Genomic DNA, 25,193 nt, shown 5'->3' with positions numbered 1-25,193 from the left:
GCCACACCCACCGATGTGGAAGGCGACTCATGACACCCACCACCCGTGCACCACGCACCTCCGCCCGGCGGCTGCTCGGCGCCGCCGCCGCGGCGGCCCTCGTCGCCGGCTCGGCCCTCGCCGGTATCGCCGGACCGGCGTCGGCCGCGACCGGCCCGGCCAAGGACGGCCCGACCACGAACGGCCCCGTCGGCTGGGACGTCTACCGCCGGCTCGACCGGCTCCCGGAACTCACCGACGGATCCCGTGCCTACCAGTTCTCCAGCTTCGACCGCACCGGCGGCAACGACGACGGCTTCTCCGGCCGGTACTCGTGCCTGCGCAGCAGCGCCGACGGCTGCGTGATCGCCGAGGCGACCGGCGCCGGCGAGATCGACTCCATCTGGTTCACCCGCGACGAGGGCAACGTCTCCGCCACGGGCACCATCAAGGTCGTCCTCGACGGGAAGACCGTCCTCGACGCGAAGCTCCAGGACGTCGTGGACGGCAAGCTCGGCGCTCCCTTCGTCTACCCGGTGGTCGCCAACGCGGCGCAGAGCTCCGGCGGCGTCTACATCAAGGCGCCCATGACGTACCGCAGCTCGATGCGGGTCACCACCGAGAAGAACCCGATCTTCTACCACGTCTCGTACCGGAAGTTCACCACCCCGGACGGCGTCCACACCTTCGACCCGGCCGACAAGGCCGAGGACGTCATCGCGAAGCTGAGCGCCGCCGGCACCGCCGACCCCAAGCCCGCCCAGCCGGGCGCCACCACGGCCGAGCGCACCTTCGCCGTACCGGCCGGCGGCCGGGCGACCCTCGCGAGCGGCGTGGGCCCCGGCGCGATCACCGCGCTCCAGCTGCGCATCCCGCAGCTCGTCGGCGCGCCGCAGCCGATCGCCGACGACGGACGCGCGTACGGCGCCGGCGGCGGCAGCGAGTTCACCGTCGCCGTCGACCCGGCCAACACCGGCGTACGGCTCACCCGCCGCCTCGACCCGCACATCGGGCACCAGCGCGCGCGGATCCTGGTCGACGGCGCACCGGTCGCCGAGTGGCCGGCCAACGACCCCGTGCCGTTCGGCACCTGGCTGGACCAGACCGTCGAGCTGCCGGCCAGCGCCACGGCCGGCAAGACCAAGCTGACCGTCCGCAACGAGTTCGTCTCGTCCGACCTCGACATCAACGAGTTCACGTACTGGGTCGACAGCCTCGTGGGCGGCACCGCGAAGCGCACCGACACCGTCGACCTCGGCCCGGCCCACACCGACGCCGAGACCACGCACGGCTACCGGATCACGGCGCAGACCTGGCAGGGCAGCAACACCTTCTCCTACCCGGCCGACGCCGACCGCAAGGCCGCCGTCGCCGCGTCCGACACGGTGCTGCGCGACACCCGGGTGCGCATCTCGTTCGACGGAAAGACCACGGTGGACGCGCCGCTCGGCGAGTTCTTCGGCACCGGCCTCGGGCTGCACTCGGTCCGGTCCCTGATGTTCGGCGTCGACCCGGCCACCGCGACGCTGTCGGCCTGGTGGCCGATGCCCTACCGGTCGCGGTGGTCGGTCGAGCTGCGCAACGGGTCCGACGTGGCGATCGAGCCTTCGGTGGCCACCGTGACCACGGCCCGGTCCGCCCGCTGGGCGGCGGCGCTGCGGCCGACCGGCGACACCGGCTACTTCCGGGCGACCGCGACGAGCGCCGACACCACGCCCGGCGCCGACCACCTCTTCCTCGACGTCGCGGGCCGGGGGAAGTTCGTGGGGGTCACCCACACCATGGAGGGGCACATCCCCGCCGGCAACCAGCGCAACTACCTGGAGGGTGACGAGCGCGTCTACGTGGACGGCGCGCAGAGCCCGAGCATCCACGGCACCGGCACCGAGGACTTCTACGAGAGCGGCTGGTACTTCAACCACGGCACGTTCTCCGCGCCCACGAACGGCAACCCCGCCCACGAGGTCGCCGACTACGGCTGCCAGTACGACTGCACGGGCGCGTACCGGCTCATGCTCGCCGAGTCGGTGGCCTTCTCCACCGCGCTGCGGTTCGGCATCGAGCACGGCCCCGGCGACCAGGACCCGGCCCGGTACGGCTCCACCGCGTACTGGTACGGCCAGGACACCCTCGGGCAGCGCTGGACGGACACGGTCGACGTGGGCGACGCCGCCAGCGAGGCGGCCCACCAGTACGCCTCCGGCGGTGACCGGACCGTGCTCACGTCCACGTTCGAGGGCGACGACGGAGCGCCCCGGCCGGTGACCGACGACGTCCGTGCCTCCACCGACCCGATCCGGTTCCGGGTCGCCCTCGACGAGGACAACGCGGGCGCCGTCCTGCGCCGCGTCGGCGACCAGTCGGCCGGGTACCAGTCGGTGGCGGTCCGGGTCGACGGGCGTGACGCCGGCACCTGGACCCAGCCGCTGGCCAACACCACGCACCGGTGGCTGGAGGACGAGTACCGCCTCCCGGCCGCGCTGACCCGGGGCAGGGACGCGGTGACCGTCACGCTGACGCCCACCGCCGGCGCCCCGGCCTGGTCCGCGGCCCGGTACGCGGTGCTCAGCCTGGTCACGCCGTTCACCGACGACGAGCGGCCGGGTGCCGTCAGCGGGCTCACCGCCACCAGCGGCACGACCAACGCCGTGACGCTGACCTGGCAGCCGGCCCGGGACGACGTGTACGCCCCGAGCTACGAGGTGTTCGCGTCCCGCACGCCGGGCTTCACGCCGGGACCGGACAACCGGGTCGGCACCGCCACCCGGCCCAGCTTCCAGCACGCCGGCCTCGGTCTGCGGGAGACCTGGTACTACCGGGTGCGCGCCGTCGACGCCGCCGGCAACGCCGGACCGTACTCGTCGACCGCCTCGGCGAGCACGGGCGACACCCTGCGGATCGAGGGCGAGTCGCTGCTGCCCGCGGTGAGCGGTGACGCGCCCGCGGACGTGCAGGGCGACTGCTGCGGCATCCACTGGTCGCAGAGCGCGCAGCTGTGGTTCCACGCCAACGGGCCGAACCAGAGCGTCACCGTCGCCTTCACCGTGCCCACCACCGGGACCTACGACCTGCGGCTCGTGCAGACGCTGGCCCGGGACTACGGCACCAACACGGTGGCGATCGACGGTACGCGGATCGGGGAGGCCTTCGACGCGTACCACTCGCCGGAGGTGGTCGTGAGCGACCCGCTCGACTACGGCCAGCGCGAGCTGTCGGCGGGCCGGCACACGCTCACCCTCACCGTGACCGGCAAGGCCGCGGCGTCGGTCGGCTACCTGGCCGGGCTCGACTACGTCGAGGCACGGCTCGTCTCCTGACCGACCGGAGCCGCCGGGTCCGCACCGGGCCCGGCGGCTCCGGCCCGACCCCCGCAGCAGACCCGCAGACGACCACGAGGTGCCGCATGACAGAACGCCCGCTGGTCCGGATGACCGGCATCGGCAAGCGGTTCGGCGGTGTACACGCCTGCCGCGACATCGACCTCACCGTCCGGGCGGGTGAGGTGCACGCGCTGCTCGGTGAGAACGGCGCCGGCAAGTCGACACTGATCAACATCCTCTCCGGCGTGATCACCGAGTACGACGGCGCCATCGAGGTCGAGGGGCGGCCGGTGAGCTTCGGCGGCCCGGCCGACGCCCAGCGCGCCGGCATCGCCACCATCCACCAGGAGCTGGACCTGGTGGCCGGGCTCTCCATCGCCGAGAACATGTTCCTCGGGCGGGAGCCGCGCACCCGGCTGGGCACCGTCGACACCCGGCGGATGCGCCGGCAGGCCACCGAGCACCTGCGTACGCTCGGCGCCGACCTCGACCCGCGACGGCTCGTCGGGTCGCTGCGCGTCGGCGAGCAGCAACTGGTCGAGATCGGCCGGGCGCTGTCCCTGGACGCCCGGGTGCTCATCATGGACGAACCGACCGCGGCGCTGGCGGACGCCGAGGTCGAACGCCTCTTCGCGACAATCGCGGAGCTGCGCCGGGCCGGCGTCGGCATCGTCTACATCTCGCACCGGATGGCGGAGATCGAGGTCGTCGCCGACCGGGTCACGGTGCTGCGCAACGGCGGCGTCGCCGGCACCGTCGACCCGAAGACCGCCACCCGTGACGACATCATCCAGCTGATGGTCGGCCGGTCCGTCGACGCGCTCTACGGCGAGGGGCGCAACGAGCCGGGGGAGGTGCTGCTCGACGTCCGCGGCCTCGCCGTGACGCCGCGCCGGCCGACACCCGGGCGGACCGAACCGGCCGGTGTCGACCTCACGGTGCGCTCCGGCGAGATCGTCGGGCTCGCCGGGCTCATGGGCGCCGGACGCACCGAACTGCTCGAGACGCTGTTCGGCGCGGGCGGGTCCGGGCGCCGCGACGGCGAGGTGACGGTCGACGGCCGCCCGTACCGTCCGCACGGGCCACGGTCGGCCCTGGCGCGCGGCGTGGCGTTCGTCCCCGAGGACCGGCGCGGCGCCGGTCTGATGCTGGAGCACTCGGTGTCCGACAACGTCGTGCTCTCCGCGCTGTCGTCGCTGACCACGTTCGGCCTCGTCCGCCGGCAGGCGCTGCGGCGCACGGTGGCCGGGCAGCTCAGCGCCCTCGCGGTGAAGGCCGCCTCGCCCGCGGTCGCCACCGCCACGCTCTCCGGCGGCAACCAGCAGAAGATCGTGTTCGCCAAGCAGCTGCTGACGCGACCGCGGCTGCTGCTGCTCGACGAGCCGACCCGGGGTGTCGACATCGGGGCGAAGGCCGAGATCTACCGGCTGCTGCACCAACTCGCCGACACCGGCATGGCGATCCTGCTCGCCTCGTCCGAACTGCCGGAGCTGCTCAGCATCTGTGACCGGGTGGTCGTCCTGCACCGCGGTCGCACCGTGGCCGCGCTGCCCCGCGCGTCCGCCACTCAACAAGCGATCCTCGCCGCGGCCAACGGGGACGACGTCAAGGAGGCCCGATGAACTCGCCCAACCCCACCGCCGTCGCCGAAGCGCCGCCGGAGACGCCGCCGCGCCGCCGACCGATCCGCCTGCCCCGGGACCGGCACGCGATCGTCGACAGCTTCTTCCGCTTCCAGAGCCTGTTCGGCCTGGTCGCCGTCTTCGTCATCGCGATCGCCGTGTCGCCCGTCCGCAACGGCGAGAACGTCTTCCTCAGCTCCGGGAACCTGGCCAACATCGTCCGGGCCGTGTCGGAGATCGGGATCATCGCGGTCGGGATGACGTTCGTCATCCTGATCGGCGGCATCGACCTCTCCGTCGGTGCGGTGCTCGGGCTCGCCGCGGTCGGGTCGGCCACCCTGATGGTCGACAGCGGCCTGGGCATCCTGCCGACGGTCCTGATCGTGCTGTTCATCGGCACCGCGTTCGGCGCCACGCAGGGCGCCATCGTCGCCCGGATCGGCATCCAGTCGTTCATCGTCACCCTCGCCGGTCTACAGGCGGCGCGCGGTATCGCCCGGATGTGGTCCGGCGGTCTGGGCATCCCCATCGCCTACGGCGACGGACCGCAGGAGGCCCCGGAGGCGTTCTCGATGCTGAGCGGGTCGATCAACGGGGTCCTCCCGGTGCCCGCGCTGCTGTTCCTCGCCATCGGCGTCGGCGCGCTGCTGGTGCTGCGCACCACGGCCTTCGCCCGGCACGTGTACGCCATCGGCGGCAACGAGAAGGCCGCCCGGCTCTCCGGCGTGCCGGTACGCCGCGTCCGCATCGCCGTGTTCGCGATCTCCGGCCTGCTCGCCGCGCTGGCCGGGATCATCCACGCCGGGCAGCTCAACCAGGGCAGCCCGAACGACGGCGCCGGCTACGAGCTGGACGCGATCGCGGCCGTGGTCATCGGCGGGACGAGCCTCGCCGGTGGCAGCGGATCCATGGGCGGCACCATCGCCGGCGCCCTGCTGCTCGGGATCCTCAACAACATCCTCGCCCTCAACAACATCGACGCGAACGTGCAGCTGGTCGTCAAGGGCCTGGTCATCGTGGCTGCCGCCGCGTTGCAGAAGCTCCGCCCCCGCATCGCCTGACCCACCACCCAACGGAGGAAACCATGCGTTACGCCCGAAGAGCCGCCACGATCCTGGCGCTGACCGCGCTCGTCGCCACCTCGGCGTGCAGCGTCGAGGACGACCCCGGCACCAGCTCCGACGCGTCGGCGACGTGCGGCACCGGCAAGGACTTCCTGATCGGCATGTCGCAGGCCAACAACGCCGAGCCGTACCGGCAGGTCATGAACGACGACGTGACCAACGCCGCGAAGTCCGTGCCCGGGTTCAAGGTCGTCGTCTCCGACGCCGCCCAGGACAACAGCAAGCAGGTCGCCGACGTGGAGAACTTCCTCTCCCAGGGCATCAACCTGCTGATCATCTCGCCGAACGAGGCGAAGCCGCTGACCGCGGTGGTCAAGAAGGCGTACGACCAGGGCATCCCCGTCATCGTGCTGGACCGAAAGGTCGAGGGCGACGCGTACACGGCGTTCATCGGCGGCGACAACGTGGCGATCGGCCGGGCGGCGGGCGAGTACTACGCGAAGACGCTGCTGCCGCAGGGCGGCAAGGTCGTGGAGATCTCCGGGCTGCCCGGCTCCACCCCGGCGGCCGAGCGCGCCCAGGGCTTCCGGGAGGGCATCGCGAGCAACCCGAAGATCGAGATCGTGGCGAGCCAGACCGCCGAGTGGCTGCGCGAGAAGGGGCAGAGCGTCATGGACGCGATGCTCAAGGCGAACCCGGACATCGACGCGGTCTACTCCCACAACGACCCCATGGCCGAGGGCGCCTACCTGGCGGCCAAGGCGGCCGGCAAGGAGACCGCGATCAAGTTCACCGGCATCGACGCGCTGCCGGTGCCCTCCGGCGGCATCAAGGCGGTCGAGCAGGGCCGCCTCCAGGCGACCTTCCAGTACCCGACCGGCGGCCGGGAGGCCATCGACATGGCCAAGAAGATCCTCGTCGACTGCACGAAGGACGTCCCGAAGACGACCACGCTCGGCACCATGCAGATCACCAAGGAGAACGCCGCGGAGGCGTACACCACGCTCGGCGGCAAGCAGTAGGGCCCCGGTGCGGGTCCGCCGCCGGAGGCAGGCGGCGGACCCGCACCGGCCGAGTGCCCGTCCGGGTCACCACCTCGCCACCCGTAGAGCCCTGGAGGAACCCATGCCCCGCCCACCGTCCCGCGTCGGTCGTCTCTCCGCGCTGCTCGCCCTCGCCCTGGGACTGATCGTGGCCCCGGCGCCGGCCCGCGCCGCCGACACCGCCGCACCGGGCAACGAGCCGTACGAGAACCGGTCCACACAGGTCACCGCCGGTGAGTTCGTGAACGTGTACGACCCCAGCGTCGGCGAGAACGAGCGCTGGTACTACAACGACCACACGATCGTGCGCGACCGGGCCACGGGTCTGTGGCACGTCTTCGCGATCACCCACGCCGAGCCGGCCAACCCGCTGGACGAGAAGGTGTTCGGCCACGCCACGGCTCCGTCGCCCCGCGGCCCCTGGACGAAGCAGCCGTTCGCCCTGGAGGCCGACCCGAGCGCGGGGGAGACGCACATCTGGGCGCCGTACGTGCTGTTCCACGGCGGCACCTACTACATGTTCTACGCGGGCGGCACCGCCGACCACGAGGCGTACCGGATGCACCTCGCCACCTCCAAGGACCTGACGACCTGGACGCGGCACCCGGGCAACCCGCTGTTCACCGACGGCTTCGACGGCCGGGACCCGATGGTGACCCGGGTCGGGAACCAGTGGGTCATGTACTACACCGCCAACAGCACGCCGGCCGGCGGCCACCACATCGTCGCCTACCGCACGAGCCGCGACCTCGTGCACTGGAGCGACCGGCGGACGGCCTTCGAACACCCGGCCACCGGCACCTTCGGCGGGCCGACCGAGTCGCCGTTCGTGGTGCAGCGCGGCACCTCGTGGTACCTCTTCGTCTGCTGCGAGAGCGGCTACCAGGACACCCGCGTGTACCGCAGCGACAACCCGTTCCACTTCACCGTCGACCAGCTCGCCGGCCGGATCGAGGCGCACGCGGCCGAGGTGGTCAACGACGACTCGGACGGCGGCCAGTGGTACGTCACGGGCGCCGGCTGGGGCCAGGGCGGGCTCTGGCTGGCGCCGCTGGACTGGCGTACCCCGGTGGTCACGAAGGGGCGGATCGTGACCACGCCCTACTACCGGGCCGTCGTGCAGACCGCGCCCGAGTCGCGGCTGGTCTCCTACGAGGCCGACCCCGCCGGTCGGGGCGCGTACCGGCTGGTGACGGACTCGTCGTTCCGGTCCACGGCGCCCTACCTCGCGGTCGGGACCTTCGGACCCACCGACACGGCGGGCGCCGCACGGACGGTGACCGTGTCGGCCGACGGCACGGACGTGACGCTGGCCGGCATCCCGCTCGGCGACGAGCCGGTGACCGTCGACTGGCGCTTCCGATTCGCACCGACCACGGTGGACGTCGACTTCGTCTGGCACGTGACCGGCCCGACCAGCGCGCCGGTCTGGGAGGCCGCCTGGAACGTCGACTCGACCCTGCCCCGGCTCGCGGACCCGGCGGGCGCGGACCGCGACGGTGACGCGGCGGGCTTCAGCCCGTGGGCGCTCGCCACGGACGACACCACCACGCTGGCCGTCGCGTACCGGGCCGGGTCGGCGTGGAGCGCGGACAACCGGTGGTTCAACCGGCCGAGCGGCTCGATCGCCTGGCAGCCGCTGTGGCAGCCCGGCGGGCGGGCGCTGCCGGTGGGCGACCTCGCGGGCGGCACCTGGCGCATCGGTGTCAGCGGCGCGCCGGCCGACACGGCGTTCGCCGCGGCGCTGGCCGCCTCGCTGAACGACGCGGCCTCCGGGGAAGCCGTGCAGTAGCACCACGACGAGGCCGAGGCGGCCCGGGAACCGGGTGCCGCCCTGGAGAGGCCGCGAGGGCCCGCTCCGTCCGGTGGGACGGAACGGGCCCTCGTTCACTACGGCGGCGGTCAGCCGCCGCGTGTGGCGGAGTCCGTGTCGCGCGTCGTCAGGCCGTGGCCACGGCGAAGACGTGGATGACTCCGCCGTTGGTGGTGCTCGGCAACGTCAGACTGGTGATCCGCTTGCCGGGCTGCAGGGCGATGGGCACGGTCGCGAACACGTCCGTGCCCACCGGGTCGACACCGCCCCCCAGCACATCGCGGTACGCGGTGTGGATGGCCGTGATGTTGCCGAACGACGGCTGCTGTCCACCGCCGCCCAGCGTCCAGTCGCTGAAGCCGATCTCCGCCTGCTGGGTGGTTCCGTCGCTGTAGGTGAGGGTGACCGTCCCGCTGGCGTCGCCGAACGCGGCGCTGCCGAGCACGCTCAGCTTGGTGGCGCCCTCGGCGGCCTGGACGCTGAGGACCTGGCCGCCACCCTCGACGACGATGTTGTCCGGGTCGCCGGGCTTCACGTTCGGCCAGGTGAAGTCGAACCCGTTGGCCGACACCGTGGAGCCGGGCGTGACACCGACCGCCGCGAGCGCCTTCGCCGAGTAGCTCCAGCCACCGCCGTCGAAGTTGGCCTGCGGGTTGGTGTCGTCGGCCGAGATCCCGTTGTTGTTCAGGTTCCACAGCACGCTGTCCCGGATCGCGACGGTCACCGGGAGCGTCACGCGGGGCAGCGCCGAGCCCGACGACGTGGTCGCGGTGAGCGACACCGTGTAGGGGCCCGGCGTGGTGTCACCGGCGGCCGAGACGGTCAGTGCCACGCTGCCCTCGCCGCCGTCCGGCAGCCTCAGCGTTCCCTCCGCCGGGGACACCGTCACACCGGCGGGCGCGTCGGCCTTCCAGTGGATTTCACCGGAGGTGCGGGCCAGCCCCTGCACCTTGAAGGTCGTGCTCGCGCCGCTGCCCGGCTCGACCTTCACCGACTGCGGGGTCGCGCCGGTCAGGAACGGCTGCTCTCCCTGGCGGAACGACGGCGGGGCGTCGGCCGGCGAGCTGCCCCACGCCTTGTTCGGGCTGCTGCCGAGCACGAAGTCCAGCGTCCCGCCCGTGCTGACGAACGAGGCGGGGACCCACGGCTTGGTGGAACTCCTGCCGTTGACCTTGAGCGACCGGATGTACGTGTTGCTGGTCGAGGCGGCCGGGGCGTTGACCGTGATGGCCCGGCCCTTGCCGGCCTGGATCACCGCGTGCGGGAACAGCGGCGCGGACAGCACAAGGTCGGCGCGGCTGGGGACCTGCGGGTACATGCCGAGCGCCGAGAAGACGTACCACGACGACATGGTCCCGGCGTCGTCGTTGCCCGGGATGCCACCTGGGGTGTTCGTCCAGAGCTGGTCCATCTCCGCGCGGACGGTCTCCTGCGTCTTGTACGGGACGCCGAGGTAGTCGTAGAGGTAGGGCGCGTTGATGTCGGGCTCGTTGGTGGGGTCGTACCGCGTGTCGTCCCGGGCGGAGAAGTCGAATGTGCCGTCCGGGGTGCGGAAGAAGGCGTCGAGGCGCTGCTCCGCCGCCTTGTTGCCGCCCATCGCTCGGGCCAGGCCCGCCACGTCCGAGTACACCATCCAGGTGTAGCGGGCGCTGCTGCCCTCGACGAAACCGCTTCCGGTGGCCGGGCTGAACGACCGATCCGCCCACGTGCCGTCGGACCGGCGGTCGCGCATGTAGCCACCCTGCGGGGTGGCGGTCAGGTCGAAGACGTTGCTCCAGTTGCCGGCACGGGCGCGGAACGTCGCCTCGTTCGCGTGGTCACCGACCTGCCCGGCCAATTCGGCCAGCGCGAAGTCGGCGGCCGCGTCCTCGAGCGTCTCGGCCGCCCCACCCCAGCAGTGGCAGCCGTCGGCCGGGACGTAGCCCAGCTTCAGGTACTTGTCGAGAGCGGGACGCTGACCCACGCACTCCACATTGCAGCCCGCGCTGTCGGAGTCGTTGGCGGTGGGCACGGTCGCCGCCGTGACGAGGGAGCGCAGCGCGCCCCGGACGTCGAAGTCACGGCCGCCGAAGGCGTAGATCCCGGCGACCGCCGGGGCCGACGGGTCTCCGGACATAACGCTCGTCTTGCCGTTGACGAGCAGCCAGCGGTCCCATTCACCGTCGCGCTGGCTGGCGTAGTTGTAGAGCGACTGCGCATAGTCGCTGCCGACCTTCGGGTTCAGCAGCGTGACGAGTTGGACCTGCGCCCGGTACTGGTCCCAGCCGGAGAAGGTGCCGTACTGCGCCTCCTGCCCCTTGCCGATCCGGTGCGTCTCGCGGTCTCCGCCGAGGTACCGGCCGTCCACGTCGCTGGCCAGCGTGGGCTCGAGCATCGAGTGGTACAGCGCGGTGTAGAAGGTGGTGCGCTGATCGCTCGTACCACCGCCGATCTTGATCTTGCTGAGCTCGCGCCGCCACGCGGCCGCGGCCTCGGTCCGGACGTCGTCGAAGGTCTTCGTCGGCGGGTTCTCCGCGCGCAGGTTGGCCTCGGCGTTCTCCGGGCTCACGTAGGAGATGGCCACCTTGACCCCGACCCGCGTCGTGCCCTGCGGGAAGGTGACGTAGGCGCCGGAGCCCCTACCCGCGTTCGGGAAGCCCCGGCCGTCGATGCCGGTGCCGCCGGAGGCCGAGGAGGCGCCCCGGTTCAGGGTGCCGTCCTGCCAGGTGCCGATCTCGGCGAACGGCTGGTCGAAGTGCGCCGTGAAGTACAGGGTGTAGAGGTCGTGACGGTTGTTGGCGCTCTGCGGCCCGCAGAAGTTGCCCGCGCTGACCGAGCCGGTGACGGTCCTCGTCCTCTGGTCCACCCGCACGGTGGCGGCGGTGCTGCCGGTCTCCGAGTTCGAGGTGCGGAACAGCATGCTGGCGGGCTTGTCGGCCGGGAATCCGAACCGGCCGGAGCCGGTACGGGGGGTGGTGGTCAGTTCCGCTGAGGCGCCGCTGTCCAGAGTCACCTGGTAGTACCCGGCGCGCGCGGTCTCGTTGTCGTGGGAGAAGGTGCTCGCGTAGCGGGCGTCGGAGACGTCGGCCGTCGGCGAGGAGTCGACAGCGCCCGCGTACGGCATGATCGGGATGTCGCCGTTGGCTCCGTTGCAGCCGACGCCGTTGAGGTGGGTGAGGCTGAAGCCCCGGATCTTCGTGGCGCCGTACTCGTAGCCGCCGGGCGCAGGCGTCGAGGTCTGCTGGCCCCGGGAGTTCTGCGGGCTCCAGGCCAGCATGCCGAACGGCCGCACCGCTCCCGGGTAGGTGTTACCGAGGTTGGCGGAGCCGATCAGCGGGTTGACGTAGGGGACGGGATCGTTGACTTCCTGGGCCCTGGGCGCGGCCGAGGCGGGGGTGCCCGTGGCGGCCGCCGCCAGAACGGCTGCGGTCGCTGCCGCGATGCCGGCGAACGTCCGGCGTCTTGAGGCGCGCTCCGGGCGCGTCAGATGGTCCGACACACACTTGCCCTTCACGTTGGACGGTTACGTGAACGCTGTGGGCACGACGGGAGAGACCCGGGCTGTCCGGTCGGGACGGGGGCTCGCGTCGTCCTGACAACGTTGTCATGGGGACGTCGGAGGATGCTCCTCCCGGCGGTGTGGACTGTCAAGAGCAGGCGGAACCGTCCCTTTCGTACGCGGCGAACCGCGTCCGGATGCTTACCCCTCGTCACGGGTAGGGCTGGACCTGCCAGAGCGCCTGCATCCTGGCGAACGACTGCGGGGGGTTACCAGCCCCGCTGGTTCGACCAATTCGTCCAGCCAGGACGCGGGTTTTCCGGGTCGCCACCGCCGCTCCGCGCCGGCCTCCGCCCGTCGGGGCCGCCGTCAGTCGGTGTCGTCGAGCCGCCGTCGCTGCGGGTAGATGGTCTCGCCACGGGCGAGCATGTCGACGAACTGGGCGATCCTGCGCTGCCGCGTCTCGGCGCGCTTGGCGCTCGTGACCCGGTACACGACCGCGTAGCGGTTCTGGGCGGTGAGGATGGCGAACATCCGCTGGGCCCGGGGCGAGGCGGCCAGCGCGTCGGCGAGGTCGTCGGGCACGGTCGCCGCGGCCTGACCGGCGTACGCGGCGTCCCACCGGCCGTCGGCCCTCGCGCGTTCCACCTCCGCGACGCCTGCGGGATGCATGCGGCCCTCCTCGAGGAGCCGGCTCACGATGCCGACGTTGCGGGCCGACCACGGGCTGCGGGGCCGGCGGGGCGTGAAGCGCTGGCGGTACGTCCCGGCGTCGCCGCCGCGCACCTGGCCGTCGATCCACCCGTGGCACAGCGCCTCGTCAAGAGCCTCGTCGTAGGTGAGCGTGGTGGGGGCGTCGGCGCCCCGCTTCGCGAGGACCAACCAGACGCCCTGCGGGTCGCCGTGGTGCTCGGCCAGCCAGTCCCGCCAGGCCCGCGCGTCGGGAACCAGCAGTTCCGGCAGCTCACCGGCCATCGAATCCTCCCTCGCCGTCGCGTGGGCGCGTGCCGCGCCGGTGTCCTTCCTAACACGGCGGGGTGACGGTGCCCGCCGCCGAGCCGACGACGGCGCACCACCCGGTCCCTCCTCCGTACGCCGGGCGGCGATGGAAGGATGACGGTGATGCGAGGTCAGCGGGTCGGGAGACGACGGGCGGCGATGGGCGCCGTGGCCGCCCTCGCCACGGCGCTGGTGCCGGGCCCGGCCGCGGCGCAGACTGCCGCCCCGGCCGCGGCGGTGATGTCGCGTTCGGCCGCGGCACAACCCGCCGCCCCGGCTTCCGGGGAGCCGGCGTGCGAGATCCGGGACGCCCGGCTGACCGAGATCTCCGGCATGGTGGCGACGGACGATGGCTTCGTCGTGGTCAACGACGGCGCCGACGAGGAGGCGCGCCGGCGGATCTTCTTCCTCGACCGGGCCTGCGCGGTCGTGCGCGCGGTGGCCTATCCCTCCCGGCCTCGGGACACCGAGGACCTGGCGCTCGGGCCCGACGGGACGCTCTGGGTGGCGGACACCGGCGACAACGACCGGACCCGGGAGACGGTCGCCGTGTGGCGGCTACCGCCCGGCGCCGACCGGCCCGTGCTGTACCGCCTCGCGTACCCCGACGGCGCGCACGACGCCGAGGCGATGCTCGTGACCGGCGACGGCCGGCCGCTCATCGTCACGAAGAGTTCGACCAACCTGTACGCCCCGGCCTCCGCACTCCGGGCCGGCGGCACCGTCCCGCTGGTCAAGGTGGGGCAGGTGCGGCTGCCCTCGTCCACGACCAGCAACCCGTACGGCCTGATCGGCCGCGCGGTGGTCACCGGCGCGGCCACCGCCCCCGGCGGGGGCAGGGTGGTGCTGCGCACGTACGCCGACGCGTTCGAGTTCGATGTGACCGGTGGCGATGTGGTGGCCGCGCTGACCGGCGGGACCCCGCGGGTGGTGCCGCTGCCCGACGAGCCGCAGGGCGAGTCGATCACCTACAGCCGCGACGGGCGTTCCCTGCTGACCGTGTCGGAGACCGCCGGCAGCCCGGCCGGAACGAGGCCCACCGTCCTGCGCTATCCGCTGCCGGCGGCGGACGCGCCGTCCCCGCCGGACCGGTCCGCGGCGCCGGACGCGTCCGCTCCGCCCGGTGTCACCGCGGCGCCCGCGGTCAACACGTCGGGTGGCCGGTCCCGCGGCGTCCTCGCCGCCGTGGCGGCGGCCGGCGTGCTGGGCGTGCTGCTTTTGGCCGGCGGTCTGGTGGCGACGAGGCGTACGCGGTCCCGCCGTCCCGGGGCGTAGGCCGTCCACGCGGTCAGCGGCGAGCCCGTGACGGGGGGCAAGGCCGGGTAAAGCGGGCATCAGGGGACATCGGCTCGATAGGCTGTCCGGGTGGACGAACCGGGCCGCCCGGTGACGCGGGCCCGTGACTCCGCCACCGGGCGACGGTCGAGTTGGCTTGAACTCTTCTTCGACCTGGTCTTCGTCGTCGCCGTCTTCGAACTCGGCGGGCTCCTGAACGCGGACCCGACGGTCCACGGGGTGCTGGTCTTCGCGGGCCTGCTGACCACGATCTGGTGGCTGTGGTTCAGCTTCTCCTACTTCGCGGACCTGTTCGACGACGACCGCCCACCGAGCCGCTTCGCCCAGCTCGTCGCGATGCTGGGCGTGCTGGCTCTGGCCGCGTCGCTCGACCGCGGGGTGGCCGACGACTCGATGCGGTTCGCGGTGCTGTACGCGCTGCTGCTCCTGCTGCTCACCGGCATGTACGGGCTCGTCGGGTGGCGCCGGCCCGCGACCCGGGAGTTCTGCTGGTGGAACGCCATCGGGTTCCTGCTCGGCGCGGTCGGCTGGTTCGCCTCCCTGCTGGCCCCGGCCCCGGCCCGGTACGCGGTCTGGGGTGTCGCGCTCGCCGTGAACGCCGCCATGGCCGGCCCGGTGGCGTACGCCCGGGTGCGGCAGGTGCCGGTCCAGCAGTCGCACATGCCGGAGCGGTTCGGGCTGTTCACGATCGTGGTGCTGGGCGAGGCGGTGCTCGCGGTCGCCAACGGGATCGGGGACACCGGCTGGCGGCCCGGCGCCGTGGCGATCGGCATCGGGGGATTCGTCATCGCCTGCGGCATCTGGTGGGTCTACTTCGCCTCCACCTTCGATCCGGAGGCCGGCAACCGGGCGGTCCGCGGCGGCCGCGCGGTGATCGTGCGCAGCTACCTCTACGCGTACGGGCACCTGCTCGTGTACGGGTCGATCGTGGCCTCCGGCGTCGCCGTCGAGGTCGCCGCGCGGGAGGCGGTGCACGGCGGGCACGGCGTGGCCGGGCCGTTGCTGGGCGGCAGCCAGCTCACCCTGGTCCTGGGCTGCGTCATCGTGTACCGCGGATTCGACGTCCGGGTCGGTCGGAGGGTGGCCCTCGCCCAGGCCGGGCTGGTGCTGGCCGCCCTGGTGATCGGTCTGGCCGGGCTGCCGCCGCTGGGCACGGTGCTGCTCGTCGCGCTGGCCTGGGTCGTGCTGGCCGTGATCGAGCGCAGCGCGCCGCCGGTCTGGCGGCACTGACCGCGCCGTCCGGCGCGCCGGTGTCCCGGCTCAGGGGGTGGGGTCGGCCGCGAGATCCGCGGGCCGGGTCGGCGCGGGGGCCGCGGCGGCGAGCGCGGCGCGTACGGCGTCGAGCAGGGGCTGCTCCGGGTGCTCGATCCAGCCCTGCACCGCCACGCGGACGGTGGCGAGGAAGGTCGCCGCCAGCACCCGGGACCGCAGGGCGGCGTCGTCGCCGTCCAGCCGGCGGGCCAGCTCCGCGGCGACCTCCCGCTCGACCGTCGCGTACGCCGCCACCTGGTGCGCGGCCAGGCCGGGGTGGCCGCGCAGCTGCCGGCGGTGGGTCAGCCACTCCGTGTCGGCGTCGAGGTAGCTCTCCTCGGTGAGGCGCAGTGCCGCCCGGGTCAGCACGGTCCAGGGCTGCTCGTCGGTCGGCTGTTCGCGGATCAGCTCCAGCATCCGGCGCAGGCGCATGGTGTCGCCGTGGAAGATCGCCTCTTCCTTGCTCGAGAAGTAGTTCGAGAACGTCCGCCGGGACACGTTGGCGGCGTCGGCGATCGCCTCGATCGTGACCCGGTCGAGGCCCTGGTCGATGGCGAGCCGGAGGGCGGCGTCGTGCAACGCGAGGCGCGTCGCCGCCTTCTTGCGTTCGCGCAGGCCAGGGCTTTCGTCCATGACTTTCACGGTACGTGACGCAGTTCTCAAGGTGCAAACTTGCCTGTTGGGCAAGATTTGTAGATGCTTGCATGAGGCAACCATCTGGATCGGGGGAATCGTGGCTGGTGAGTTTCGTGAACTCGTGCTCTGCCTGCACGAATTCGTCCGGGGAATCCGGTTGGTGAAGCAGCGCCGGGCCGACGAACGGCCGGGAGTGCCCATCGGGTTGGTCGGCCTCCTCACGCAGATCGACCGGCTCGACACGGGCTGTCACGCCCGGGAGTTGGCGGCGCGCACCCGGCTCGACCCCTCGACGGTCAGCCGCGCCGTGGCCAGCCTCGTCACGGAGGGTCTGGTCGAGCGGCGTCCCGACCCGGCCGACAAGCGGGCGCACGTCCTGGCCCTCACCCCCGACGGCCGGAAGACCCTGACCGACACCCATGCCTGGTACGCCGGGCTGCTCGAACGGGCGCTCGCCGGGTGGACGCCCGACGAGGTCGCCGCGTTCAGTGCCGGGCTGAACCGATTCACGCGCGACATCGAGGTCGCGCTGGCAAATCACGACACCATGGAGGCCGCGCGATGAGCGCACCCACCACAACCGCCGGCGTCGAGCCGATGACGCACCGGCGGACGCTCGAAGCACTCAGCGGTCTGCTGCTGGTGCTCTTCGTCGCGATGCTGAGCAGCACCGTCGTCTCGACGGCCCTGCCGAAGATCATCGGCGCCCTGAACGGCTCGCAGACCCAGTACACCTGGGTTGTCACCGCGACCCTGCTGACTGCCACCGCGACCACCCCGATCTGGGGCAAGCTCTCCGACCTGTTCAACAAGAAGCTCCTGATCCAGGTCGCGATCGTGGTCTTCCTGCTGGGCTCGGTGGTGGCCGGCTTCTCGCACAGCGCCGGTCAGCTGATCGCCGCCCGCGCCTTCCAGGGCATCGGCGTCGGTGGCCTGCAGGCCCTGGTCCAGGTGGCGATCGCGGCCATGATCCCGCCCCGCGAGCGGGGCCGCTACAACGGCTACCTCGGTGGCGTGATGGCCCTCGCGACGGTCGGCGGCCCGCTGCTGGGCGGCCTCATCGTCGACACCTCGTGGCTCGGCTGGCGCTGGTGCTTCTTCGTGGGCGTCCCGGTGGCGGTCGTCGCGCTGATCCTGCTCCAGGCCACCCTGCGCCTGCCCACCGTGCGGCGCGACAACGTCAAGATCGACTACCTGGGCGCGTCCCTGATCGCCGCCGGCGTGAGCGTGCTGCTCATCTGGATCTCGTTCGTCGACAGCTCGTTCGCCTGGGTGTCCTGGCAGACCGGCGCCATGGTGGGCGGCTCGCTGATCCTGCTCGCCCTGGCGGTCTGGGTCGAGTCGCGCGCGGCCGAGCCGGTCGTGCCGCTCACGATCGTCCGTGAGCACACCACGGCGCTGGCCATCCTGGGCAGCCTCGCGGTCGGTATGGCCATGTTCGGTGGCGCGGTCTTCCTCGGCCAGTACTTCCAGATCGGTCGCGGCTACAGCCCGACCGAGGCCGGCCTGCTCACCATCCCGATGATGGCCGGCGTGCTGCTCTCCTCGATCATCGCGGGCCGGCTCATCACCCGCAGCGGGCGCATCAAGCCGTACATCGTGGTCGGCTCGATCGTCCTGGTCGCCGGCTTCGCGCTGCTCGGCACGATCGACCACGAGACCTCGCTGGTCCTGGTCGGCGCGGCCATGCTGATCGTCGGCGTCGGCGTCGGCATGACCATGCAGAACCTGGTCCTCGCCGTGCAGAACACCGTGTCGCTCAAGGACATCGGCGCGGCCAGCTCCACGGTGGCGTTCTTCCGGTCTCTCGGCGGCACCATCGGCGTGTCGGTGCTGGGCGCCGTGCTCGCCCGCCGCGTCAGCGACCAGATCACCCACGACCTGGCCGCCGCGGGCGTCCCCACCTCGGGCGGGGGCGACAGCAGCAACCTGAACATCACCGCGCTGCCCGAGGCCGTGCAGCACATCGTCCGGGCCGCGTACGGCGACGCCACCGGGCACATCTTCCTCATCTCGGCGGCCATCGCCGTGGTGGGTGTCATCGCCGCGCTCCTGCTCAAGCCGGTCACGCTGCGCAACAGCCTCGACCTGCCGGACGCCGCCCGCTCGGCGGCCGTGGCCGCCGACGCGGTCGACGGCGCACCGGCCTTCGACGAGGTGAACGTCGACGACGTGAACTCCGGCGGCACGCCGGAGCGGGCGTCCACCCGACGCTGACCGCTCGGGCTCCGACACGGGCCGCCCTGCCTGACGGCAGGGCGGCCCGGCCGTCTCCGGCCCACCCCCGCCCGGCCCGTCCCCGCCGGTGGCCCCGGTGATCAAGAGGTTTGCGTCGTCCCGGGGCCGGATCCTGACGCGAAACCCTTGATCACGGGGTCGGGGGGTGGCCGTCGTGCCACCGGGCGCGGAAGGCGGCCTCGTTCCTCTCGTGGGTGGTCTTCTCCTCGAGGATGGCCGCGCGCAGGGCTCGCCGGGAGTCGGCGAACACCACCCCCTCGATCGTGACGAGGGCGACGCAGATCGCGGTGAGCAGGCCGAGCGCGGCCAGCGCGGGCAGGTACCCGGCGATCGGCAGGGCGGCGCCCAGGGCGGCGAGCACGCCGATCCGCGTCCAGGTGACCGTACGCAGCGCGCGCAGCTGGAACGCGAGGTCGGCGGCGAGGTAGACCATCACCCCGCCGAAGAGCAGGGGGATGGCGGGGCCGTGCGCCCGTTCGCCCACCCCGCCGGCCGGGTCGGTGATGGCCCGGACGACCTCCTCGGCGCCGATCGCGAAGAGGATCACGCCGGCGATCATCGGCAGGTAGAGGTACGCGTACGCGTCCCGGGCCAGTGCGATCCGCGGGCCGCCCTGCGCGGCGTGCAGCGCGATCCGCGCGGCCGGGCCGACGAAGTCGAAGTGCGCCCACCACAGGGCCGCCGTGAACACGATGCCGAACATGGCCGCCGGGATCGCCTCCCACGTCACCGGCTTACCGATCAGGTTGCCGCCGACGCCGACGGAGATGACCGACTCGCCCAGCGCGATGATCAGGATGAGGTCGTAGCGCTCCGTCCAGTGCTCGGCCGACGGCAGCTCCCACCCCCACGTGCCGGCCACCAGGCCGCTGCCGTACTGGATGACCACGACCGCCACCCACAGGCTGTCGCGTACGAGGACGGCCGTCCCCGAGTCGGCGATCTGCTGGGGGAGCACCGCGGCGATCACCAGCAGGACGGTGGTGAGCGCGATCTCCGGCACGAACTGGAGCATCTTGCGGCGGGAGTGCGGCTTGCCCTGGACGGCGTGCAGGTAGAGCCCCAGGTGCACGAGCCGGATCGCCACGTAGCTGATCGCGACGAGCATGGGCCCGGCCACCCCGTGCTGCGGGTCGTCGAACGCCTGGGGCAGGGCCAGCGCGAACGTGAACAGCGCCGCCATGCCCAGCACCATGGCCACCGGGACGAAGCCCTCGCCGAGCCGAACCCGGCTGGCCACCACGCTGTGCACCACCCAGCACCACCACAGCACGGCGAGCACCAGCAGCGCGTGCAGCAGCTCGGTGCCGGTGACGTTCGCGGCCGTGGCCCGGGTGATGATGAAGAACGAGACGACGAAGACGAGATCGAAGAAGAGCTCGAACTTGTCGGCGCGGGTGCCTGGCGCGATGGGTACGGCCGGCCCCAGCATGCCGCGCCACCGGAACCCGCCCACCGGTTGAGTCTCCCAGCGCCGGAAGGCGTCGTGGGCCGATTCGGCCTCGCTCGCCGCGACCCGCCGGGATCACTCTTGACAACGCCCAGTCGGGCGATTCATCCTCGACTTGTCCTACTGGCGTAGGACAATAGAGAGGATCGTCTCGAGTGATCGAGTTTGTGCTGGACAGCCGGTCCAAGGTGAACACCTACATGCAGCTGGTGCAGCAGGTGAGGCAGGCCCTCCGGGTCGGCCTACTGGTGCCGGGCGACCAGTTGCCGAAGGTCCGGGAGGTCGCGCAGTCGCTGGCGATCAACCCGAACACGGTGCTCAAGGCGTACCGCGAACTGGAGATCGAGGGACTGGTGGCCGGCCGGCCCGGGGTCGGGACGTTCGTCGAGCGGACGCTGGCCGGCGCGTCCCTGCCCAACCAGGCCGAGCTGCGCGAGGACCTGGAGGCGTGGCTGCGCCGGGCGCGGGCGGCCGGGCTCACGCCCGAGGACGTCACCGCCCTGGTGGAGACCACCCTGCGGGCCGCACTCGCCGACGACACATCGCAGAGGCAGACCGCGCGAGCGGAATGAGAGGACGAAGATGGACGTGGTCCTGGAGGCCGACCGGTTAGGTAAGAGATACGGCAACAACTGGGCGTTGCGGGACTGCTCGCTGCGCCTGCCGGCCGGGCGGATCGCCGCGCTGGTCGGCCCGAACGGCGCCGGCAAGAGCACCCTGCTGCACCTGGCCGTCGGCCTGCTCCGGCCCGACGCGGGGACGGTCCGGGTGTTCGGCGAGTCACCGTACGACAACAGGGGCAGCCTCGCCGACATCGGGTTCGTGGCCCAGGACACCCCGCTCTACCGGGACTTCACCGCGGCGGAGCTGGTCACGGCCGGCGCCAAGCTCAACCAGCGGTGGGACGGTGACCTGGCCCGTAACCGGCTCGCCCAGCTCGGCATCCCGCCCGACCGTCCGGTCGGCAAGCTGTCCGGCGGCCAGCGGGCGCAGGTGGCGCTCGCCCTGGCCCTGGCCAAACGACCGAGGCTTCTGCTGCTCGACGAGCCGGTCGCCAGCCTGGACCCGCTCGCCCGACGGGAGTTCCTCCAGTCGCTGATGGGCAGCGTGGCCGACGCCGGCACCACCGTCCTGCTCTCGTCGCACCTGCTCGCCGACCTGGAGCGGGTCTGCGACTACCTGATCGTGCTGAATGCCGCGCGGGTCCAGCTCCTCGGCGCCGCCGACGACATCGTGGCCGACCACCGGCGGCTCGTCGGCCCACGGCACGACGGCGGACCGATCGGCGGGGTCGCGGCGGTGGTCCGCGCCAGCCACACCGACCGGCAGTCCACCCTGCTCGTCCGCACCGACGGGCCGATCACCGATCCGTCCTGGACGGTCCGGGAGGTGGCCCTGGAGGACCTCATCCTGGCCTACCTGGCCGACGTCGACAGCACGACCAGCCATTCCGCATGGGGGGTACCGGCATGATCTGGATGGCTTGGCGGCAGCACCGACGGCAGGTGCTGTTCACGCTCCTCGCCTTCGCGGCGCTCGCCGCCCTGATGGTCCCGATCGGGCTGGCGATGCGGAACTCCTTCGCCGACCTCGGGCTGCCCCAGTGTGTGCGTGACCTCGCCAGCGCCGGCGTGGCACCGGAGACCCGGGACTCCTGCGAGCAGGGCTTCCACCGGTTCACGAACCAGTACGGCGCCCTGAACCTCGTCGCCGTCCTGCTGCTCATCCTGCCGCTGCTCGTCGGCCTGTTCTGGGGCGCGCCGCTGGTGGCCCGGGAGGTGGAGCACGGCACACACCGCTTCGTCTGGACCCAGGGGATCAGCCGGCAGCGTTGGGCGCTGGTGAAGGTCGGGTTGGTCGGCACGGTCGTGCTGGCCCTGGCCGTCTGTTACGGGCTCGGCATGTCGTGGTGGGTCGACCCGCTCACCAAGACCGCCCAGGAGGGCCGCCTGGGCTTCATCGTCTTCGACCTGCAGGGTGTCGTGCCGATCGGCTACACCCTGTTCGCCGTGGCGCTCGGCATCTTCGCCGGCACGGTCTGGCGCCGGATGCTGCCGGCGATGGCCGTCACCCTCTTCGGGTACGTCGGCGTACGCGCGGCGGTGGAGATGCTGGCCCGGCCCCGATACCAGCCCGCCGAGACCCTCACGTTCCCGATAACAGGTGCCGAACCGCAGGAGGGCCGGGGCGACTGGATCCTCGCCAACGGGATCCGCGACGCCGACGGGAAGATGGTGCTGGAAGGCAGCAGGATCATGTGCCCGCCGGCCGACCAGATGCCCCAGGGCCGGGTCTGCGGCGAGGAACTGGGCCTCGGGCCAGGCGCCTACAACTGGCAGCTGTACCAGCCCGCCGACCGGTTCTGGCTCTTCCAGGGCATCGAGACGGGTATCTTCGTCGCCCTCGCCCTGCTGCTGGTCTACCTGGCGGTCCGCTGGATCCGCCGCATCGCCTGATCCGCCCACGGCGAAGGCGGCACCCGCCGGGGGTGCCGCCTTCGGTGGTGAGCGGTCACTTCAGGAAGGGCAGCCGCCGCACGAGCGGGATGCGTGCCCAGTACCGGCCGAGACCGAGGGTGTCGCCGGCGGCGGTGAGGGCCAGGACGGCGAGGACACCGGCGTAGATGAGGTGGTCGTCCATGAAGGGGTTGGTCTCCGGGGGCAGGACGGCGGTCCACATCATCACCAGCAGCAGCGAGCCGGCCACGGCGGCGATCCGCGTGCCGACGCCCAGGATCAGGGCCGTGCCGATGGCGGCGAGGCCGATCATGAACAGCCAGTCGGCCCAGGCGGCGCCCGCGAACGACCGGTAGAAGTCGGCGAACGGGCCGGCGACGGCGTTGCCCAGGAAGCCCTTGGTGGGGCTGCCACCGTCGATCCAGGCCTGCGCGGCCTTCGTGGCGTGCCCGAGGCCGAACATCTTGTCGAGGAAGGCCCAGAGGAAGGTCCATCCGAGGGCGAGGCGCAGTCCGGCGAGGACGTACCGGGTGGCCTTCTCCCGGGTCGTCTCGGCCGGGGTCGCGATGGTCCGGTGGGCGGTGTTGGTGGCGGTCCGGTTGATGGTCGGACGCTCGGCGATGGCGGTCATCTCGCCGTCTCCTTTCCCTTCTCGTTTACACCTCCATTTCACCGGCTGCGGTTCGTCGGCAGCAGTGCCGGCGGACCGCAACCGGCGGGACCTTCGACCCGTGCCGGCGTGACGTCCGGGCCGGGCCGGGCGGCCCCACGGGGACGGGACCGCGGCTCCAACCTCCAGAGAGCACCCCGCCCGCGCGCCGCCGACGGCCACCGTGACCGAGCCGATTCTGCGAACTGCTGGTCATGCCGGCGCCCGCCGGCGGGTACACCGGGTGCAAGCTGCTCACCAGCACCCCGGGCAACGCTCGCCGGGTGAGCCGGCCTCATCCGTCCCGGCGCCGGGCGCGGCTCGCCAGCCGGTCGCGGTGCACCCCGGTACGCAGCTGCTCGTCGGTCATCACCAGGTAGACGAGTGGGCAGTCCTGCGGGCCGGTCACGTCCAGCTGGCACAGCGTGCAGGGCTCTCCGGGGCGCAGCGGGCACCGCGCGTCCGGCCTCGGCGTACGGCCACTCATGCCATCAGCCTCCACCTCGGCGAAGCGCCCGGGCAGGGCCGATGGTCCCGCGGCGGGATCCGGTCCGGCGGTGTGGGTCGGAGAGCGCCGGACGCTCCGTGCGGGCCCGCGCACGGGATCGGCCATGGTAGAACTAGCGCGATGGGGGTGCATAGCGTCCTAAGTCGGACATGCTGACGCGAGCTGAAGGCCGCTGGTTCGGCGTGGGCGCGGTCCCCCGCGAGGCGACGGTCCTGGAGCTGCTGTTCGACATCGTCTACGTCTTCGCGCTCGCGCGCCTCGCCGGACGGGTGGCGGACGACCTCACGATCGTGCGGCACACGCTGCTGTCCGAGGCGGGCCAGACGCTGCTGTTCTTCACCGCGATGTGGATGATCTGGTCCCTCAACGCGCTGATGACCAGCGTCTACAACCCGCGCAGTCCGGACATCCAGGTCGTGCTGCTGGCCACGATGTTCGGCACGCTGGTGCTCGCGGTCTCGCTGCCGCAGGCGTTCGGCGAGCGCGGTGTGATCTTCTGCTGCACGTACGTCCTCATCCAGGTCGGCCGCCCGCTCTATCTGACGCTGGCGCTGCGCCGGCAGTCGTTGTGGCGGCAGCCCGCGCGAACGCTCGTCTGGCACGTCGTGTCCGGCGTGCTCTGGATCGGCGGCGGCATCAGCGGTGGCCTGGGGCGAGGCATCTTCTGGACCGCGGCCCTCGCCATCGAGGTGCTCGGCAGCGCCCTGAGCTGGCCCGCGCCGCGGCTCGGCGCCTCACGGCAGGGGTTCGGCCGGGTCAACTACGAGCACCTCGCCGAGCGGTACAACCAGTTCTTCATGATCGCTCTGGCGGAGGTCGTGCTAGAGGCGGGCGCCGCCGTCAGCTTCCCGGGCTTCTCCCTCCGGCGGACCGTCGTGCTCGTCGCCGCCTTCGTGGCCGTCGTGGCCTTCTGGCGGATCTACTTCTACCACGTCGGGCCGAAAGGACCGGCGCAGGTGAGCGTGGGCGGCGGAGCCCCGCACCTGTCCCGCTGGTCGAGCTTCAGTCTGCTGCTCATCGTCGGCGGGGTCATCTGCACGGCGGTCGGCTTCAGTCAGGTCGTGGAGCACATGGAGGTGTCGCTCGACTGGGCGCTGGTGGTCGTGATCTTCGGTGGGCCGGCGATCTTCCTCCTGGGCCGGGCCTACCTCGAGCCCTCGGACCAGATCAGCCGTCGATGTCCCGCGCTCTACCTCGGCCTGATCGCCCTGGGCGCAACCGCGCCGGTCACGCTCTTCCTGCCGCCCCTCGCCGCGGCCGTCGCCGTCGGGGTGATCCTGGCCGGGGTGGCCGTCGTCGACTGGCGGCTCCACCGGCACGGCCCGGAGACCAACCCCACGCTGTAGCGCCGGTGGTCAGGGCTTCCGTAGCCTCGACGGCCGGGTGCCGCC

The 25,193-nt window shown here is 72.3% G+C and carries 19 protein-coding genes; 13 read left to right on the top strand and 6 right to left on the bottom strand.

What is annotated here, in order from left to right; genetic code table 11:
• Nucleotides 1-29: 29 nt before the first annotated feature.
• The 5 genes from D7193_RS02360 to D7193_RS02340 all read left to right on the top strand — a co-directional run bounded on the left by D7193_RS02360 (nucleotide 30) and on the right by D7193_RS02340 (nucleotide 8,820).
• Nucleotides 30-3,296: a DUF2961 domain-containing protein gene (locus D7193_RS02360; protein WP_120777721.1), complete on the top strand. Its 3,267-nt coding sequence runs from the start codon at nucleotides 30-32 to the stop codon at nucleotides 3,294-3,296.
• An 86-nt stretch (nucleotides 3,297-3,382) separates the two neighbouring features.
• On the top strand, nucleotides 3,383-4,921 hold the full coding sequence (locus D7193_RS02355) for a sugar ABC transporter ATP-binding protein (RefSeq protein WP_120777720.1): 1,539 nt from the start codon (nucleotides 3,383-3,385) through the stop codon (nucleotides 4,919-4,921).
• On the top strand, nucleotides 4,918-5,982 hold the full coding sequence (locus D7193_RS02350) for an ABC transporter permease (protein ID WP_120777719.1): 1,065 nt from the start codon (nucleotides 4,918-4,920) through the stop codon (nucleotides 5,980-5,982). Before D7193_RS02355 ends, D7193_RS02350 begins: the two co-directional genes overlap by 4 nt.
• A gap of 23 nt (nucleotides 5,983-6,005) precedes the next feature.
• Complete coding sequence (locus tag D7193_RS02345; protein ID WP_120777718.1) at nucleotides 6,006-7,007, top strand: substrate-binding domain-containing protein; 1,002 nt, start codon at nucleotides 6,006-6,008, stop codon at nucleotides 7,005-7,007.
• A gap of 103 nt (nucleotides 7,008-7,110) precedes the next feature.
• The gene (locus D7193_RS02340) at nucleotides 7,111-8,820 is read left to right on the top strand and encodes a glycoside hydrolase family protein (protein ID WP_120777717.1); all 1,710 of its coding nucleotides are present in this window, start codon (nucleotides 7,111-7,113) and stop codon (nucleotides 8,818-8,820) included.
• 148 nt (nucleotides 8,821-8,968) lie between these two features.
• On the opposite strand, the gene D7193_RS02335 is transcribed toward D7193_RS02340, so the two are convergent.
• Entirely contained in the window at nucleotides 8,969-12,319 is a 3,351-nt protein-coding gene (locus tag D7193_RS02335) for a GH92 family glycosyl hydrolase (protein ID WP_241562791.1), read from the bottom strand.
• A gap of 369 nt (nucleotides 12,320-12,688) precedes the next feature.
• Nucleotides 12,689-13,294 (bottom strand): YdeI/OmpD-associated family protein, encoded by a 606-nt coding sequence (locus tag D7193_RS02330; RefSeq protein ID WP_120777716.1) that lies wholly within the window; start codon nucleotides 13,292-13,294, stop codon nucleotides 12,689-12,691.
• 147 nt (nucleotides 13,295-13,441) lie between these two features.
• On the opposite strand from D7193_RS02330, the gene D7193_RS02325 reads away from it, so the two are divergent.
• A complete protein-coding gene (locus tag D7193_RS02325; protein WP_241562790.1) occupies nucleotides 13,442-14,593 on the top strand; it encodes an esterase-like activity of phytase family protein in 1,152 nt (383 codons plus the stop codon).
• Between the two features lie 90 nt (nucleotides 14,594-14,683).
• Entirely contained in the window at nucleotides 14,684-15,844 is a 1,161-nt protein-coding gene (locus tag D7193_RS02320) for a low temperature requirement protein A (RefSeq protein ID WP_120777715.1), read from the top strand.
• Nucleotides 15,845-15,874: 30 nt separating this feature from the next.
• Here the strand turns inward: D7193_RS02320 and D7193_RS02315 are convergent, their stop codons facing one another.
• On the bottom strand, nucleotides 15,875-16,498 hold the full coding sequence (locus D7193_RS02315) for a TetR/AcrR family transcriptional regulator (protein WP_120777714.1): 624 nt from the start codon (nucleotides 16,496-16,498) through the stop codon (nucleotides 15,875-15,877).
• On the opposite strand from D7193_RS02315, the gene D7193_RS02310 reads away from it, so the two are divergent.
• Both D7193_RS02310 and D7193_RS02305 read left to right on the top strand, forming a co-directional pair.
• Nucleotides 16,497-17,066 (top strand): MarR family winged helix-turn-helix transcriptional regulator, encoded by a 570-nt coding sequence (locus D7193_RS02310; RefSeq protein ID WP_158674758.1) that lies wholly within the window; start codon nucleotides 16,497-16,499, stop codon nucleotides 17,064-17,066. The genes D7193_RS02315 and D7193_RS02310 overlap by 2 nt on opposite strands.
• Nucleotides 17,063-18,718: an MDR family MFS transporter gene (locus D7193_RS02305; protein ID WP_120777712.1), complete on the top strand. Its 1,656-nt coding sequence runs from the start codon at nucleotides 17,063-17,065 to the stop codon at nucleotides 18,716-18,718. The genes D7193_RS02310 and D7193_RS02305 overlap by 4 nt, the downstream gene beginning before the upstream one ends.
• 151 nt (nucleotides 18,719-18,869) lie before the next feature.
• Here the strand turns inward: D7193_RS02305 and D7193_RS02300 are convergent, their stop codons facing one another.
• Nucleotides 18,870-20,195 carry a low temperature requirement protein A gene (locus tag D7193_RS02300; protein WP_120777711.1) on the bottom strand — a complete coding sequence of 442 codons (1,326 nt, stop codon included), beginning with the start codon at nucleotides 20,193-20,195 and terminating at the stop codon, nucleotides 18,870-18,872.
• A 149-nt stretch (nucleotides 20,196-20,344) separates the two neighbouring features.
• Between D7193_RS02300 and D7193_RS02295 the strand changes: the two genes are divergently transcribed.
• From D7193_RS02295 to D7193_RS02285, 3 genes are read left to right on the top strand one after another with little or no spacing between them, the layout of a single operon-like run.
• A complete protein-coding gene (locus D7193_RS02295) occupies nucleotides 20,345-20,761 on the top strand; it encodes a GntR family transcriptional regulator (RefSeq protein ID WP_120777710.1) in 417 nt (138 codons plus the stop codon).
• Between the two features lie 10 nt (nucleotides 20,762-20,771).
• Nucleotides 20,772-21,662: an ABC transporter ATP-binding protein gene (locus tag D7193_RS02290; protein WP_120777709.1), complete on the top strand. Its 891-nt coding sequence runs from the start codon at nucleotides 20,772-20,774 to the stop codon at nucleotides 21,660-21,662.
• Nucleotides 21,659-22,645, top strand: a complete 987-nt coding sequence (locus D7193_RS02285; protein WP_120779191.1) for a transporter — start codon at nucleotides 21,659-21,661, stop codon at nucleotides 22,643-22,645. Before D7193_RS02290 ends, D7193_RS02285 begins: the two co-directional genes overlap by 4 nt.
• A 55-nt stretch (nucleotides 22,646-22,700) precedes the next feature.
• Here the strand turns inward: D7193_RS02285 and D7193_RS02280 are convergent, their stop codons facing one another.
• Nucleotides 22,701-23,276 (bottom strand): DoxX family membrane protein, encoded by a 576-nt coding sequence (locus D7193_RS02280; protein ID WP_120777708.1) that lies wholly within the window; start codon nucleotides 23,274-23,276, stop codon nucleotides 22,701-22,703.
• Nucleotides 23,277-23,589: 313 nt separating this feature from the next.
• Nucleotides 23,590-23,781 (bottom strand): DUF6767 domain-containing protein, encoded by a 192-nt coding sequence (locus D7193_RS02275; RefSeq protein WP_120777707.1) that lies wholly within the window; start codon nucleotides 23,779-23,781, stop codon nucleotides 23,590-23,592.
• A 170-nt stretch (nucleotides 23,782-23,951) separates the two neighbouring features.
• On the opposite strand from D7193_RS02275, the gene D7193_RS02270 reads away from it, so the two are divergent.
• Entirely contained in the window at nucleotides 23,952-25,148 is a 1,197-nt protein-coding gene (locus tag D7193_RS02270) for a low temperature requirement protein A (protein ID WP_120777706.1), read from the top strand.
• Nucleotides 25,149-25,193: the final 45 nt, after the last annotated feature.

Origin of the sequence: Micromonospora costi (assembly GCF_003626655.1) — a bacterium.
Classification (GTDB): domain Bacteria; phylum Actinomycetota; class Actinomycetes; order Mycobacteriales; family Micromonosporaceae; genus Micromonospora; species Micromonospora costi.
Note: the sequence above shows the minus strand (reverse complement) of the source record. Positions and strands in the feature narration are given on the sequence as shown.

Bases quoted from the DNA above. Each gene is read 5' to 3' on its own strand.
- D7193_RS02305 (WP_120777712.1), top strand. From the start codon at position 17,063: ATGAGCGCACCCACCACAACCGCCGGCGTCGAGCCGATGACGCACCGG.
- D7193_RS02350 (WP_120777719.1), top strand. From the start codon at position 4,918: ATGAACTCGCCCAACCCCACCGCCGTCGCCGAAGCGCCGCCGGAGACG.
- D7193_RS02270 (WP_120777706.1), top strand. From the start codon at position 23,952: ATGCTGACGCGAGCTGAAGGCCGCTGGTTCGGCGTGGGCGCGGTCCCC.
- D7193_RS02340 (WP_120777717.1), top strand. From the start codon at position 7,111: ATGCCCCGCCCACCGTCCCGCGTCGGTCGTCTCTCCGCGCTGCTCGCC.
- D7193_RS02345 (WP_120777718.1), top strand. From the start codon at position 6,006: ATGCGTTACGCCCGAAGAGCCGCCACGATCCTGGCGCTGACCGCGCTC.
- D7193_RS02310 (WP_158674758.1), top strand. From the start codon at position 16,497: ATGACTTTCACGGTACGTGACGCAGTTCTCAAGGTGCAAACTTGCCTG.
- D7193_RS02315 (WP_120777714.1), bottom strand. From the start codon at position 16,498: ATGGACGAAAGCCCTGGCCTGCGCGAACGCAAGAAGGCGGCGACGCGC.
- D7193_RS02330 (WP_120777716.1), bottom strand. From the start codon at position 13,294: ATGGCCGGTGAGCTGCCGGAACTGCTGGTTCCCGACGCGCGGGCCTGG.
- D7193_RS02360 (WP_120777721.1), top strand. From the start codon at position 30: ATGACACCCACCACCCGTGCACCACGCACCTCCGCCCGGCGGCTGCTC.
- D7193_RS02325 (WP_241562790.1), top strand. From the start codon at position 13,442: ATGCGAGGTCAGCGGGTCGGGAGACGACGGGCGGCGATGGGCGCCGTG.
- D7193_RS02355 (WP_120777720.1), top strand. From the start codon at position 3,383: ATGACAGAACGCCCGCTGGTCCGGATGACCGGCATCGGCAAGCGGTTC.
- D7193_RS02280 (WP_120777708.1), bottom strand. From the start codon at position 23,276: ATGACCGCCATCGCCGAGCGTCCGACCATCAACCGGACCGCCACCAAC.
- D7193_RS02290 (WP_120777709.1), top strand. From the start codon at position 20,772: ATGGACGTGGTCCTGGAGGCCGACCGGTTAGGTAAGAGATACGGCAAC.
- D7193_RS02285 (WP_120779191.1), top strand. From the start codon at position 21,659: ATGATCTGGATGGCTTGGCGGCAGCACCGACGGCAGGTGCTGTTCACG.
- D7193_RS02275 (WP_120777707.1), bottom strand. From the start codon at position 23,781: ATGAGTGGCCGTACGCCGAGGCCGGACGCGCGGTGCCCGCTGCGCCCC.